Raw genomic sequence first — 13,223 nt, 5'->3', positions numbered from 1 at the left:
AAGACCTTATGAAACTTATTCTCTTCTAACACCGCCAATGGGTTGAATTGGATTTCTAAATGATTTCTACTAGTTTTTTGCTACTTGTTCCTTTTCTAGCTACTCCCTCTTCAATGGCTGCGTTCGAAACGGCGGCGGCAACTCTTTCCCCTACACGTGAATCCAAGGCGTTTGGAATAATATACTGCGGTGAAAGTTCTTCATCCGATACAAGTCTTGAAATGGCGTAGGCGGCGGCAAGCTTCATCTCCTCTGTGATATCGGTCGCCCTTACATCAAGAGCTCCGCGGAAGATCCCTGGAAAAGCGAGTACATTATTTACCTGATTAGGATAATCAGAACGGCCTGTTCCAACTACTGCTGCACCGGCTGCTATAGCCTCCTCAGGATAGATTTCTGGTACCGGGTTTGCCATTGCAAAAACGATTGAATCTTTATTCATTGTTCCGACCATTTCCCCAGTTAAAGCCTTTGGCCCTGAGACTCCGATAAAAACATCCGTATCTTTAATAGCATCTTGTAAGGTGCCCTGTATCCTGCGCAGGTTTGTTTTCTCTGCTATTTCTGCCTGCCGATCGTTCATCCACATTTCACCTGGGCAAACAATGCCTTCCAAGCTTACTAACGTAATATCCTTAAAGCCGGCAGTTAATAAAAGCTTGGCAATCGCAATCCCAGCAGAACCTGCGCCATTGATAACTACCTTTACCCTATAGATACTTTTCTTAACAATTCTAAGTGCATTTAAAAGGCCCGCCAGTACGACAATCGCTGTCCCATGCTGGTCATCATGAAACACAGGAATGTTTAATTCCTTTTTTAAGCGTTCTTCAATTTCAAAACATCTTGGAGCAGCAATATCCTCCAAATTGATTCCGCCGAACGTTGGCTCTAATGCTTTGATGATATTGACTATTTCATCGACATTTTTTGTTCCCAAGCAGAGCGGATAAGCATCAATCCCTGCGAATTGTTTAAATAAAACTGCCTTCCCCTCCATTACCGGCATTGCTGCTTCGGGACCAATATCTCCTAACCCTAAGACCGCTGTTCCATCTGTGACAACAGCTACTAAATTGCCACGACCTGTATGCTCAAAAGAAGCCTCACTATTTTTGGCAATAATCTTACATGGTTCCGCTACACCTGGTGTATAGGCTAAACTTAAATCATCTGCATTGTTAACTTCTACCTTACTGACGATACTAATTTTCCCGGCAAGTTTTTTGTGAAGCAGCACGGCCTCTTCTTTGATCATTCTTTCATTCATTCCAACCTTCTCCTTTTGCTCTAACCTAAGTCAAGATGTTAATCTGGGTGACGAAAATCAAATCTATTATTTAAAAAGTCGAGCCGTGACAGATAGTCACAGCCCTTTTGAGGAATTACTAACTTAATAATTTCAGTAAAAGAATTGCCAATATAACGGTGGATGCGCCGCCAATTCTTGTGGAAACTTGGGCAAATGGCATTAATGACATCCGATTAGATGCCGAAAGAATCGCGACATCCCCCGTACCTCCTAAACCACTATGACAGCCTGTAACAATTGCTGAGTCAACAGGATACATCTTCATCAATTTTCCTACAAAGTAACCCGTAGTAATCATTGCGACTACAACAGAAGCACAAACAACCGCATATCCAGGTGTTACGATCTTAACTACATCCTTAAGCGGAATATAAAGCATCCCTAAACCAACCATTAATGGCCATGTTAAACTTGATGATACAAATTTATATAAGTGATACGCACCTTGTTCCATTTTAGCTGGCATTACCTTAATACTTTTTACTACTGCTGCTGCAATAATCATTAACACTGGTCCAGGAATTCCAAGAAATTTATTTCCAAGTCCACCTAAGATAAAGAAACTACATGCTATTAACAATCCTGCACCCATAAGTGGGAAATCAACCGGCTTATCAATCGTTGCGGCTTCTGTGATTCCGTCGCCGCCTTTTGTTTTCACTATTACGCCATTACCCGTAAGATGCTTCTTTTTCTCACCTAACCGCGATAAAATACCTGCACAAACGATCGCAACAATATTTCCAATAACCGCAGCTGGGATTAATTGCCCTACAAATGTTTCTGAGGATTTTCCGAGAACCTCCGCGTAGCCTAATGAAAGGGGTAAAATCCCTTCTCCGATTCCTCCACCAATAATGGGAACCACAATATAGAATAAGGTGTGTTTCATGTCATAACCAAAAAGCAATCCAACAAGAACCCCTACGATAACAGAAGCAATGGTTCCAAAAATAAGCGGGATAAACATTCGTGTGAAACCTTGAATTAAGACTCTCCGATTCATCCCAAGAATACTTCCGACTACTAAAACAGAGATATATAGATAAAGGAAATTTGATGTTTTCATTAATTGCGTAACCGCATTCATTCCAGTTGTGTTAATCACACTAAAATAGACTAATATAGATGGGACCAACAGTGCTAGAATTGCCGGACCGCCAATATCCTTCAAGACCGGAATCTTCATACCAAGGTCACCAAGTAAAATCCCCATAACAATAATGATGGCAAAGCCGCCAATCATGTCAGCTGGAAGCAATTTATAGACAGCTGAAAAGTAGACAACAGCTGCGATAACGATATAAAGCGGCAGTGGAATAACCCCTATCTTCATACTGCCAATTTTACCTAAAAAACCTTTCTTTTCTTCCTTTTCCCCTGAAACAACCGTAAGCGGTTGCAATTTTCTAACTGGTTCCATAAATTCCATCCCCCTATTAAATTTATGTCTCTATCATATTCCCGATTGAAACGCTTTCATAGTTTATGTAAATTTAATAAGATTTTTGTAAATAAAAAAAGTAAGCAGTTTTCGGCTGCTTACAAAAAGGCTTTGATTAGATGTTCTTTCATTTGATTATATTCATGCTGGTATACAGGTCTGCCGACGGTACCGTAAATTACCTTCACATCAAGAATTCCGATTTCCTTTAAAAAGTTTAAATACTTACGAACCGATACCCGAGAAATGCCGACCACCTTTACAACGTCCTCTGTTGAAAACGGAGCATTTTTTAATTCCTGAATGGCTTCCCAAATTTGTTTTAAGGTGTCTTTTGTCAATCCTTTCGGGAGGTCTTCGATAAGAGACTTTTCCTCTCGGTGCAGGATCTGCTGGTCCAGTACGTCTTGATTAATTACATGTTGTGTCTGAATAATCTCTGTTTGGTTCTTATAGTCAACTAACGCTCTGCTAAATCGGTCAAATTCAAAAGGTTTAATTAAATAATCTACAGCTCCGTACCTCAAGGCTTTTTTAATCCGCTCCATGTCTGACGCTGCTGAAATAATAATTACATCGGTCTCTTTCTCATTTTCGCGGAGGTAGGTTAACAGCTCTAAACCTAGTTTCCCCGGCATAAATATATCAAGCAAGATAAGATCTATTTCTAGCTTTTCCAATTTCATAATCGCCTCATCTACAGATGCAGCCATTGCCATCAATTTAAATCCAGGGACCTGCTCAAGATAGCGTTTATTGAATTCAGCCACCATTGGATCGTCATCAACGATCATCACTCGGATCATTTCTGTCCCCCTCCCCATCATATGGTATATACACGGCGAAAACGGTCCCTTTTTCAGGCTTTGATGATAGAATTAAATCCCCGTCCAACTTTTTAACCGCCTGCGAAACGAGATACAATCCTAATCCTCTATTTTCGCCTTTTGTGGAGAATCCTTTGTTGAAAATTTGGTTTTGTATTTCTTCACTCATCCCTTTTCCGGTATCTTTTACTTCAATTGTTAAAATATCATCTGCATAATCAAGGGAAACTGTTACTTTTTTGAGTGGACAACCGCTCACAGCCATAATCGCATTATCAATTAAATTACCTAAAATCGTAATCAGTTCATGTGTTATATCAGAATCCTCGGGTTGAGGAATTGGTTGTTCACACAAAACTGATAACTCTGTCCCCGATTCCCTTGCATAACTTAACTTTCCAATTAAAAAGCCTGCTAATACAGGGTCCTTTATTTTTTTGGTCACAAAGCCAATTTCGTTATTGCGATGATTAACCGTTTCATTGATGTATTCAACAACTTTTTCATAATACCCTGTATGGACCATCCCTAAAATAACATGAAGCTTATTCATATATTCGTGTGCCTGGGCTCGAAGTGCATCGGCGTAAGTTCTCACTCCAGTCAGTTCTTCGGCGAGTACTTGTATTTCTGTTTTATCGCGAAAAGTTGCAATGGCCCCTACGACCTTATTCCCAACAATAACAGGGACTCGATTAGTTAAAATGGTCATTCCATTTAAATTCTGTTCTTCATCCAATTCAGCTTTACCCGTTTGTAAGAGATCTTTTAAGCGCGTGGTAGACAAATACCTTTCTATATTTACCCCCATCGGATTATCCGGCAGTCCTGCCTTGTGAAACATCTTTAAAGCAGCTCGGTTGACAAGTGTTATCTTTGACTCTTGATCAACCGCGACAATTCCTTCTCTGACGGATTGAAGCATAGCGCTTCTTTCTTCTAATAATTTTGCGATCGCAAACGGCTCAAGCCCAAGTAAGATTTTTTTGATATATCTAGCTAAAATAACAGCCCCAAGAACACCGATTAATAGACCGATCAGGGTTCCAATATAGATCCCAGTTCGGCTCTTTTTGACGGCCTTTTCCACATTATCCAGCGAAATCCCAACGGCCACTGCCCCGATTTGTTTCCCTTTTTCGTCCTTAATGGGTGTAAAAGAGCGTAATGAAGGTCCCAGCGATCCCTTTGATATTGACGCATGCTCTCTTCCTTTTAAAACAGGTCCTTCATCTCCACCCCTGAATGGCAACCCTATTTTATTACTGTCGGGGTGGGATTTTCGAATGGCATTCATATCCATCACGACAATAAAGTAAACATTTGTAACTTTCCTCATTTCATTTGCATAGCTTTGAATGTCCTTTTCATCGCGTTTCCCACTCATCGCCTCAATCACAAGCGGACTATGTGCAACCATGCGAGCTACACTTCTTGCTTGCTCCGCCTGATTCTTTTCCGTCTCTGAAGCAATTCTGGAACTTATAAGTAAATCCGTTATCAACAGCGAAAAAGTAACCACTACACAAACGAATACAATAATTACTGATTTTAAACTCCATCTGCCCCTTCTCATATTTCCCTCCAGCTGTGCCGGGTGTCAGGCACCATCTTGATCATCCCTTGATGACAATGTAATCATTCAGGTAAGTAAACGCAAAAAAGCTGCAAAGCTTGCTATGACAGAACTTTGCAGCATTGGAAGCTTTCTTTAACTTATCAGTAATATGGCTCCTGCTAAAATAGGGGTCAGGACCATCGCACTTTTTAACACGGGCTGAGGTGCAAAGTCCGTAAACTTGGCCCCGACATAAGAACCAATCATGGTTCCTGCCACCACTTCAAATAACAATGGGAAGTTCAAGTATCCTTGAAAATAATAGCCAGCTCCCCCTGCTAAAGCGATGGGCAGAATAACAAGCATGGTTGTACCCACAGATTGTTTAAGCGTAAGTCCCAAGATTAAAAGCAGTCCGATTTGAATGAACGGTGCAGCACCAATCCCAAATGTCCCAGACAACAACCCGGTAACCAAACCGACTAGCGCTGCTTTCTTAATGAGAAGAAGGTTGCTCGGTTCGTCTTTTTTATAGTTTGCCTTAATTTTTTGAACGATAAACAATCGTACGACCAAGATCAAAGCGGATAGAAACAACATCCCTGCGGTTAACCAATGCAAGGAATGGATGGGAATCAAACCAGCTAGCTTTGAACCAAAATAGGAAGCAATCGACCCAAAGCCTCCGACAATTAGACCCGTTTTAATCGAAATATTTCCTTGTCGAAAATGACTGTACGCACCTGACAAGGTAGTAAACACCATGGCAGCTAAAGATGTCCCTAAAGCGACATGGATGGGAACTCCAAAAACCACTGTTAAAATGGCAATAATAAAGCCAGAACCTCCTGCTCCGACAAATCCTAATAATACCCCAAGTACAAACATAGTCAGCACGACCGCCAACTTCATCCCCTCCAATTGCAAAAACCCTAGATGTCACTCTAGGGAATGTGTGATCTATAATCCCGATAGTAATCGCTTGCAAATAAACTACCTACATCTTAGTCCAGCCCTCAGTATTTTGATAGATTATGTAATTAAAAAAAGCAGGGTATGAAGCATACAAAAGAGCTCTCCACAAATGTTGTGAAAAGCTCTTAACTAAATTACTATTCTTCTTCCTCTAATTCCACCGTCGGATAATGCTTTAAAAAATAAACAAGCGATTGCAGTTCCACTGCTAAGTCAATATGATGGACTCTAATTTGCGGGGGAACATTTAAGCGTGCTGGCGTAAAGTTTAATATTCCCTTTATATTTGCACTCACAAGTCGATCAGTAATCATCTGTGCAACTGGGGCTGGAACCGTTAATATCGCAACGGATATACCTCCCTCAGATAAAACCTTCTCCAATTCATCCATTTGATAAACCGGGACCTCGCGAATTTTCGTTCCCATTTTTTCTGGATCCACATCAAAGGCACATTCTATTTTCGTGTTATTATTCTTTAAAAAATTATAGTTTAAAAATGCTGTGCCCAGATTCCCTACCCCTATTAAAGCAACCTTTGTTAATTCATCCTGGTCCAAGGTTTTACGAAAGAAGGAAATCAAATAATTGACATTATACCCATAACCTTTTTTTCCTAAAGCTCCGAAATAAGAAAAATCGCGGCGAATCGTGGCTGAGTCGACCTTTACGGCTTCACTTAGTTCGGCTGATGAAACCCTTTGCTTACCGGAAGAATGCAGGTTTTTAAGAAATCGGTAATAAAGGGGCAGCCGTTTGGCTGTCGCCTGTGGTATTTTCATTGTTTCATTACTCATAATCTCCCACACCCCATGGATAATTTAGTTAAAAATCATTTAACTTTTTCGTTTCTCTTAAAATCACCATTTTTACCGCCTGTTTTTTCGACAAGATATGTAGGGCCAATCACCATACCTTTATCAACAGCTTTACACATATCATAAACCGTTAAAGCGCATGCTGACGCAGCTGTTAACGCTTCCATTTCTACACCTGTATTCCCCTTGGTTTTAACGGCTGCCGATATATTTAAGCGATAATTCTCTTCTGTGTCCTGCTCCCAGGAAAAAGATATATTAACCCCCGTTAAGGGGATCGGATGACACATCGGAATCAAATCCCACGTCTTCTTTGCTGCCATGACCGCAGCTACCTGTGCCACTGCTAAGACATCACCTTTTTTTATCGCGTGATTCGTAATTCTATCGTAAATTTCTTTCCTAACTGTAATACTGGAATGAGCAAGTGCCGTCCGTGCTGTTTCTGGCTTATCACTGACATCGACCATTTTTGCTCGGCCTTCTTCATTAAAATGCGTTAATTCTGCCATATAAATAATCCTCCCTTCAAATCATACACTATTTTTCCTTATCTGTCTGTGAAACTTTGAACGAAATTCAAGGTTTTTGCCGATTTAACACCTTCATCCACCTAATCTGCGCCTCAGTTTATTGCCGATATACGGGGAATAAGGTACACTAAACCTATGTAATAGAGGTGAAAAAGAATGATTTTGTTACAGGTTAATCAACTACAAAAATATTATGGTGCTGACCTAATTTTATCGAATATTAAATTAGAATTACAAACTCGAGACCGTGTGGCTCTAGTTGGTCGCAACGGGGCAGGAAAATCAACATTATTGAAGATTATTGCTGGCCACTTGTCACATGATGGCGGTGAAATCATCAAACCAAAAGAAGTAATGATTGGCTATTTAGCCCAAAATACTGGTTTAGAGTCCACTTTGTCGATATGGGACGAGATGTTGACTGTATTTGAACCGCTGCGTTTAATGGAAAAGTCACTTCGGGCCCTTGAAGAGCAAATGGCCGATCCTAATGTATTTGATGATACTGGAAGATACGAGAGAATCCTAAAAGAGTACGACCATCTTCAAGTGAAATTTAAGGAGCAGGGTGGATATCAATACGAGGCAGAGCTCCGTTCTGTACTCCATGGGTTAAATTTCCCTGATAAATCCTTGATGATATCAAGTTTAAGCGGCGGACAGAAAACGCGTCTTGCCCTTGGTAAACTGCTATTAACTAAGCCTGATATCTTAATATTGGACGAGCCGACCAACCATCTTGATATTGATACCCTGTCCTGGCTGGAGCAATATTTACAAAGTTATCACGGGGCCATTTTGATTGTTTCCCATGACCGCTATTTTTTAGATAAGGTGGTTACGCAGGTATATGAAGTGTCCCGCAAGCAAATTCAACGATTCACAGGCAACTATAGTGCCTACCTAGATCAAAAAGCGGCCAATTATGAGCGTGATTTAAAGCTTTTTGAAAAGCAACAGCAAGAGGTGGCAGATCTTCAGGATTTTATCAACCGGAATTTGGCACGTGCATCAACGACCAAACGAGCCCAAAGCCGCCGCAAAAAGTTAGAGAAGATGGAACTGATGGACCGCCCCTTAGGAGATGAAAAATCGGCAAACTTCTCGTTTGAAATTGAAAAACAAAGCGGCAATGACGTGTTAACGGTCGATTCCCTTGCTGTCGGTTATCAGGGCGAAAAGGTCTCAGAAGCCATTTCATTTCGTGCCTATAAAGGAGAAAGCATTGCCTTAGTTGGCCCAAATGGAATTGGTAAATCAACCTTATTAAAAACAATTATTAAAAAGCTTCCTGCCCTAGACGGAACCATTCTCTATGGAACAAACCTTTCCATCGGATATTACGATCAGGAACAGGCTGAATTAACTTCCAATAAGCGTGTTTTGAATGAACTCTGGGATGATTACCCGTTAAAAAACGAAAAAGAGATTCGAACGGTTCTTGGTAATTTCTTATTTTCCGGTGATGATGTCTTAAAAATTGTCTCCACTTTAAGCGGCGGGGAGAAAGCTCGACTTGCTTTAGCTAAGCTTATGTTGGAAAAAGCCAATGTTCTAATTTTAGATGAGCCCACCAACCATTTGGATTTAGATAGCAAGGAAGTTCTTGAGAATGCATTAATCGATTACCCTGGCACAATTCTTTTTGTCTCCCATGACAGGTACTTTATTAACCGAATTGCCACAAAGGTCTTGGAACTGAGCCGCCATGGCAGTACAGAGTATTTAGGGGATTATGATTATTATGTAGAGAAGAAATTGGAGCAGGAGGAGCTTGCTGCCCTGGCGCTGGCGGATATTCAAAAAGGGTCTGCACAAATGGAAGCATTTGAGAAAAATACTTATCAACAGGATAAGGAAAGCAAGAAACAAGAACGTCAGCGAAAACGGAAATTAGAAGAAGTGGAACAAAGAATTGAAGAACTGGAAGAGCAAATTCAGGAATTCGAACAGCAGTTATGTGATCCAGATATCTTTCAAAATCATGAAAGAGTATTAGAAATCAACATAAAAAATGAAAAAGCCAAGGCTGAACTCGAGCAACTAATGGAAGCATGGGCGGAATTGGCAGAGTAAAAACCGAGCAGTGCTTGGTTTTTTCTTTTTGGCTGTGTTAAAGGTTAATGTTGATTTTGGCACTCTGTTGCTCTTCGTTCCAGGCACGAAGACTCCTGTGGGAGTACGGGGCAGGGGATACCCCGCAGGAGCAAAGCGACGAGGAGGCTCCCGGGCACGCCCGCGAACCGCTTGTGCCTGGAACAGAAATCAACAGACAAGTTTAACACAGCCTTCTTTATAATAAGACATATATCGACAACATTCGATATAAACACCTTTTAAAAAAATTATTCACTTTTCCACAAGCTTATTCACATTGTGAACAGAGTATTCCCAATGATATTTTTAGTTTTCCACAATATCCACAATAACTATCCCACTTATCCACATTATACACAGAAAACAATCCACTTATCCACATTTAAGATTATTTTGATGGAAGTTCAAAAATTCTTATCAACAAAAAAACTCTTCTTATCCAGAAGAGTTTCTAATTATATAATTCAATATCTAATCCAGGATTGGCGTTTAACGTCAAATTTGCTCGAATTCCCTTTTCAAACATCACACTTCCAGCAGCAGCGATCATTGCTGCATTATCTGTACATAGTGATAATGGCGGGATGACTAATTCAATCCCAGGTTTCTTGGAAAAAACCTTCTCTAACGCCTGTCTAAGTCCTTTATTCGCTGCAACCCCGCCCGCTACCAATACTTGCTCTACGCCGTATTCTGTGACCGCTCTTTCTGTTTTTGTGACTAAAACTTCAATGACGCTTTCTTGAAAACTTGCAGCTAGGTCTTCAGGGGCGATCACCTCACCTCGTTGCTCCGCATTATGGACCGTATTAATAACAGCGGATTTTAAACCACTAAAACTAAAATCATAGGAGCCTTCCTCCAGCCATGCCCGAGGTAAGTTAATCGTCGGATTTCCAGACTGAGCCAGGCGGTCAATATGAGGGCCTCCAGGGTACGGCATATTTAATGTGCGGGCTACCTTATCGTAGGCTTCCCCTGCAGCATCATCTCTAGTTTCCCCAATCACTTCAAAATGGCCATGTTCCTTCATATACACCAGTTCTGTATGCCCGCCAGAAACGACAAGAGCGAGGAGCGGGAATTTCATTTCGGTTACCAGCCGATTTGCATAAATATGGCCGGCAATATGGTGAACAGGAACGAGTGGTTTGTTCTCAGCAAAAGCTAATGCTTTCGCGGCATTTACCCCAATTAAAAGGGCACCGACCAGCCCAGGGCCCTCTGTGACAGCAATCGCATCAATCTCAGCAAACGAAATATTAGCTTGCTTTAAGGCTTCCTCGGTAACAATGGTGATTTGTTCAACATGGTGGCGGGAAGCAATCTCTGGCACAACACCACCAAAACGTTTATGACTTTCAATTTGAGATGCCACAACATTTGCCACAATCTCACGGCCGTTTTTAATGATTGCGACAGCCGTTTCATCACAACTTGTTTCAATTCCCATAATCCATTGATCTTTTATCATAAATTTACCCACATCACTAAACCATCTTCCTGATTATCTGAATAATAATTTTTACGGATTCCTCCATTTTGAAAGCCTAGCTTTCGATAAAGAGACTGTGCCACATGATTGGTCACACGTACTTCAAGTGTCATGGTCTTTGCTCCCATCTCCCGGGCTACTGACATCATTTTTTGCAATATAGCTTCCCCCAGCTTCCGGCCCCTATATTCAGGCAAGATTGCTACATTCGTCACATGGGCCTCGTCAATGACAATCCACGCTCCGCAGTATCCAAGAATTTTATTATTTTCTTCTAAAACGATATAAACAGCAAATCGATTATTGTGTAATTCATTATAGAAAGCTTCACGACTCCATGGGGTCGTAAAAGATGCATGCTCTACTTCTAAGATCTGATCAATATCCTCTTCCCTCATATTACGAAAAACAAATGAATCTACCATAACTCTCTATTCCTATCCATTTCATATTTTTCCTTTCGCTTCTAACCATTTCGCTTCAGCCTCAGCTAAACGAATATAATTTGGGACAAAAGAATGTATGTCCTCTCCAGGTTTATCCTTGCCAAGAAGGGCAAGCTCTGATGGACGAGGATTATGTTCTGTGATCGCTGCAAAAACAGCCTGTGATTCCAAATGGTCAGCGATTGTTGCTTGATGGAGTAATAAATCATTTCCGATAAATAATATAGATTTACCGGCTCCTTTTAGAGACTCTGCCCAATCGGCTAACATGACCAAGCGATCCTCTTTAACTGTTAGGAATTCACTGCCATGATTTTGGTATAATCCCGTATATACTTGTCCCCTTCTAGCATCAAAGAGAGGCGAAACATAGCCATCAAAATAACGGCTGACACCTGATGCTAGAATTTCAAGGCTGGAAATACCGACAAGTGGAATGTTTAGGGTCCATGCTAACGTTTTAGCAATAGTTACCCCAATTCTAACTCCTGTATAAGAGCCTGGCCCCTTGGCTACGACAATCTTCGTTAAATCTGCAGGCACCCGCTCACAATCCTTCATCAGTGTTTGAATAGCAGGCATAATCCGAACAGAATGGTTCTTTTTTAAATTGGTTATATATTCTCCAAGTACTTGATTCTCTTCAATAAGCGCTACTCCTAAGGCATAGTTAGAAGTATCAATCGCTAATATCGTCATGAAAAAATCTCCTTACATAATTGCTCATATCTTTTTCCTCTCGGGGCGAAAACCATTCTTCTTTGATCCCCTTCTTCACGATACAAGTAGATGGTCAGTCTTTCCTCGGGAAGCTGCTCCCCAATTAAATGTGCCCATTCTACTACCGTTACTCCATCTCCTTCAAAGTACTCATCAAACCCCAGGTCTTCAAATGCATCTGCCACCCGGTAGACATCCATATGATATAATGGCAGGTTTCCTTTATATTCTTTAATAATGGTAAATGTCGGGCTATTAACGGTTTTCTTAATTTCTAAGCCTTTAGCCAACCCCTTTGTGAAAGTTGTTTTTCCTGCACCTAAATCACCTTCCAGTGCAATGACATCTCCCGGTTTTAAGAGTCCAGCCAATCTTTCGGCAAACTGAGAAGTCTCCTCAGAATCCGTTGTCATACGTTCATATTGTTTCATTCGATCACCTTTTTATTTTAACATCGTAGCACATATCTTCATTTTACCTTATTTATCTGCAAAAAAACCTTAGGATTTCTCCTAAGGTGCCTATTTCATATGTAGTTTACCTGATTTTTTACAATTGAGCAAAAAAAGGCATAAAAAAAGACGAAACTTTGTTTCGTACTCATTTTACAATATAAATGGCGGTCCGGACGGGACTCGAACCCGCGACCTCCTGCGTGACAGGCAGGCATTCTAACCAACTGAACTACCGGACCAGAGTACTTTCAAGCAATGCTTGAAAATAACTTAATTGCGGGGACAGGATTTGAACCTGCGACCTTCGGGTTATGAGCCCGACGAGCTACCAGACTGCTCCACCCCGCGACGATTAAATTAGTGCACCATAATATTATATTACTAAATCAAATAATTATACATGGTTTTTTAAAACCGCCTGGCAACGTCCTACTCTCACAGGGACGCGTGTCCCAACTACCATCGGCGCTGAGAAGCTTAACTTCCGTGTTCGGTATGGGAACGGGTGTGACCTTCTCGCCATTGCTGCCAGACTATTTTGTT

At 41.0% G+C, this 13,223-nt stretch carries 13 protein-coding genes, 2 tRNA genes and 1 rRNA gene; 2 read left to right on the top strand and 14 right to left on the bottom strand.

The window, feature by feature from the left end; translation table 11 throughout:
• Positions 1 to 55: 55 nt before the first annotated feature.
• From M3610_RS25045 to moaC, 7 genes are all read right to left on the bottom strand, one after another.
• A complete protein-coding gene (locus tag M3610_RS25045; protein ID WP_251463290.1) occupies positions 56 to 1,270 on the bottom strand; it encodes an NAD(P)-dependent malic enzyme in 1,215 nt (404 codons plus the stop codon).
• 118 nt (positions 1,271 to 1,388) lie between these two features.
• Entirely contained in the window at positions 1,389 to 2,735 is a 1,347-nt protein-coding gene (locus tag M3610_RS25040; protein ID WP_251463289.1) for a 2-hydroxycarboxylate transporter family protein, read from the bottom strand.
• Positions 2,736 to 2,854: 119 nt separating this feature from the next.
• Positions 2,855 to 3,562 (bottom strand): response regulator, encoded by a 708-nt coding sequence (locus M3610_RS25035; RefSeq protein ID WP_098575108.1) that lies wholly within the window; start codon positions 3,560 to 3,562, stop codon positions 2,855 to 2,857.
• Positions 3,540 to 5,159, bottom strand: coding sequence for a DcuS/MalK family sensor histidine kinase (gene dcuS, locus M3610_RS25030; RefSeq protein WP_251463288.1), 1,620 nt, complete (start codon positions 5,157 to 5,159; stop codon positions 3,540 to 3,542). The genes M3610_RS25035 and dcuS overlap by 23 nt, the downstream gene beginning before the upstream one ends.
• Positions 5,160 to 5,294: 135 nt before the next feature.
• Positions 5,295 to 6,047 carry a sulfite exporter TauE/SafE family protein gene (locus M3610_RS25025; protein ID WP_251463287.1) on the bottom strand — a complete coding sequence of 251 codons (753 nt, stop codon included), beginning with the start codon at positions 6,045 to 6,047 and terminating at the stop codon, positions 5,295 to 5,297.
• A gap of 206 nt (positions 6,048 to 6,253) precedes the next feature.
• Positions 6,254 to 6,913, bottom strand: coding sequence for a redox-sensing transcriptional repressor Rex (locus M3610_RS25020; RefSeq protein WP_251463286.1), 660 nt, complete (start codon positions 6,911 to 6,913; stop codon positions 6,254 to 6,256).
• Between the two features lie 35 nt (positions 6,914 to 6,948).
• Complete coding sequence (gene moaC, locus M3610_RS25015; protein ID WP_098575111.1) at positions 6,949 to 7,446, bottom strand: cyclic pyranopterin monophosphate synthase MoaC; 498 nt, start codon at positions 7,444 to 7,446, stop codon at positions 6,949 to 6,951.
• 177 nt (positions 7,447 to 7,623) lie between these two features.
• On the opposite strand from moaC, the gene M3610_RS25010 reads away from it, so the two are divergent.
• Both M3610_RS25010 and M3610_RS25005 read left to right on the top strand, forming a co-directional pair.
• Positions 7,624 to 9,543: an ABC transporter ATP-binding protein gene (locus M3610_RS25010; RefSeq protein WP_098575112.1), complete on the top strand. Its 1,920-nt coding sequence runs from the start codon at positions 7,624 to 7,626 to the stop codon at positions 9,541 to 9,543.
• Positions 9,544 to 9,571: 28 nt separating this feature from the next.
• The gene (locus M3610_RS25005) at positions 9,572 to 9,766 is read left to right on the top strand and encodes a hypothetical protein (protein WP_251463285.1); all 195 of its coding nucleotides are present in this window, start codon (positions 9,572 to 9,574) and stop codon (positions 9,764 to 9,766) included.
• A 249-nt stretch (positions 9,767 to 10,015) separates the two neighbouring features.
• On the opposite strand, the gene tsaD is transcribed toward M3610_RS25005, so the two are convergent.
• From tsaD to rrf, 7 genes are all read right to left on the bottom strand, one after another.
• A complete protein-coding gene (tsaD, locus tag M3610_RS25000) occupies positions 10,016 to 11,038 on the bottom strand; it encodes a tRNA (adenosine(37)-N6)-threonylcarbamoyltransferase complex transferase subunit TsaD (RefSeq protein WP_251463284.1) in 1,023 nt (340 codons plus the stop codon).
• Positions 11,035 to 11,484: a ribosomal protein S18-alanine N-acetyltransferase gene (gene rimI / locus M3610_RS24995; RefSeq protein ID WP_098575114.1), complete on the bottom strand. Its 450-nt coding sequence runs from the start codon at positions 11,482 to 11,484 to the stop codon at positions 11,035 to 11,037. The genes tsaD and rimI overlap by 4 nt, the downstream gene beginning before the upstream one ends.
• A 21-nt stretch (positions 11,485 to 11,505) precedes the next feature.
• The gene (gene tsaB / locus M3610_RS24990) at positions 11,506 to 12,204 is read right to left on the bottom strand and encodes a tRNA (adenosine(37)-N6)-threonylcarbamoyltransferase complex dimerization subunit type 1 TsaB (protein ID WP_098575115.1); all 699 of its coding nucleotides are present in this window, start codon (positions 12,202 to 12,204) and stop codon (positions 11,506 to 11,508) included.
• Entirely contained in the window at positions 12,201 to 12,656 is a 456-nt protein-coding gene (gene tsaE / locus M3610_RS24985; protein WP_251463283.1) for a tRNA (adenosine(37)-N6)-threonylcarbamoyltransferase complex ATPase subunit type 1 TsaE, read from the bottom strand. The genes tsaB and tsaE overlap by 4 nt, the downstream gene beginning before the upstream one ends.
• A gap of 186 nt (positions 12,657 to 12,842) precedes the next feature.
• Positions 12,843 to 12,919 (bottom strand) — tRNA-Asp (locus tag M3610_RS24980).
• 35 nt (positions 12,920 to 12,954) lie between these two features.
• Positions 12,955 to 13,028, bottom strand: a tRNA-Met gene (locus M3610_RS24975).
• Between the two features lie 68 nt (positions 13,029 to 13,096).
• Positions 13,097 to 13,213, bottom strand: a 5S ribosomal RNA gene (gene rrf, locus M3610_RS24970).
• Positions 13,214 to 13,223 lie beyond the last annotated feature (10 nt).

This window comes from Neobacillus sp. MER 74 (assembly GCF_023714155.1).
Note: the sequence above shows the minus strand (reverse complement) of the source record. Positions and strands in the feature narration are given on the sequence as shown.

Bases quoted from the DNA above. Each gene is read 5' to 3' on its own strand.
- M3610_RS25040 (WP_251463289.1), bottom strand. From the start codon at position 2,735: ATGGAACCAGTTAGAAAATTGCAACCGCTTACGGTTGTTTCAGGGGAA.
- tsaE (WP_251463283.1), bottom strand. From the start codon at position 12,656: ATGAAACAATATGAACGTATGACAACGGATTCTGAGGAGACTTCTCAG.
- tsaD (WP_251463284.1), bottom strand. From the start codon at position 11,038: ATGATAAAAGATCAATGGATTATGGGAATTGAAACAAGTTGTGATGAA.
- M3610_RS25035 (WP_098575108.1), bottom strand. From the start codon at position 3,562: ATGATCCGAGTGATGATCGTTGATGACGATCCAATGGTGGCTGAATTC.
- rimI (WP_098575114.1), bottom strand. From the start codon at position 11,484: ATGGTAGATTCATTTGTTTTTCGTAATATGAGGGAAGAGGATATTGAT.
- moaC (WP_098575111.1), bottom strand. From the start codon at position 7,446: ATGGCAGAATTAACGCATTTTAATGAAGAAGGCCGAGCAAAAATGGTC.
- M3610_RS25010 (WP_098575112.1), top strand. From the start codon at position 7,624: ATGATTTTGTTACAGGTTAATCAACTACAAAAATATTATGGTGCTGAC.
- M3610_RS25020 (WP_251463286.1), bottom strand. From the start codon at position 6,913: ATGAGTAATGAAACAATGAAAATACCACAGGCGACAGCCAAACGGCTG.
- tsaB (WP_098575115.1), bottom strand. From the start codon at position 12,204: ATGACGATATTAGCGATTGATACTTCTAACTATGCCTTAGGAGTAGCG.
- M3610_RS25045 (WP_251463290.1), bottom strand. From the start codon at position 1,270: ATGAATGAAAGAATGATCAAAGAAGAGGCCGTGCTGCTTCACAAAAAA.
- dcuS (WP_251463288.1), bottom strand. From the start codon at position 5,159: ATGAGAAGGGGCAGATGGAGTTTAAAATCAGTAATTATTGTATTCGTT.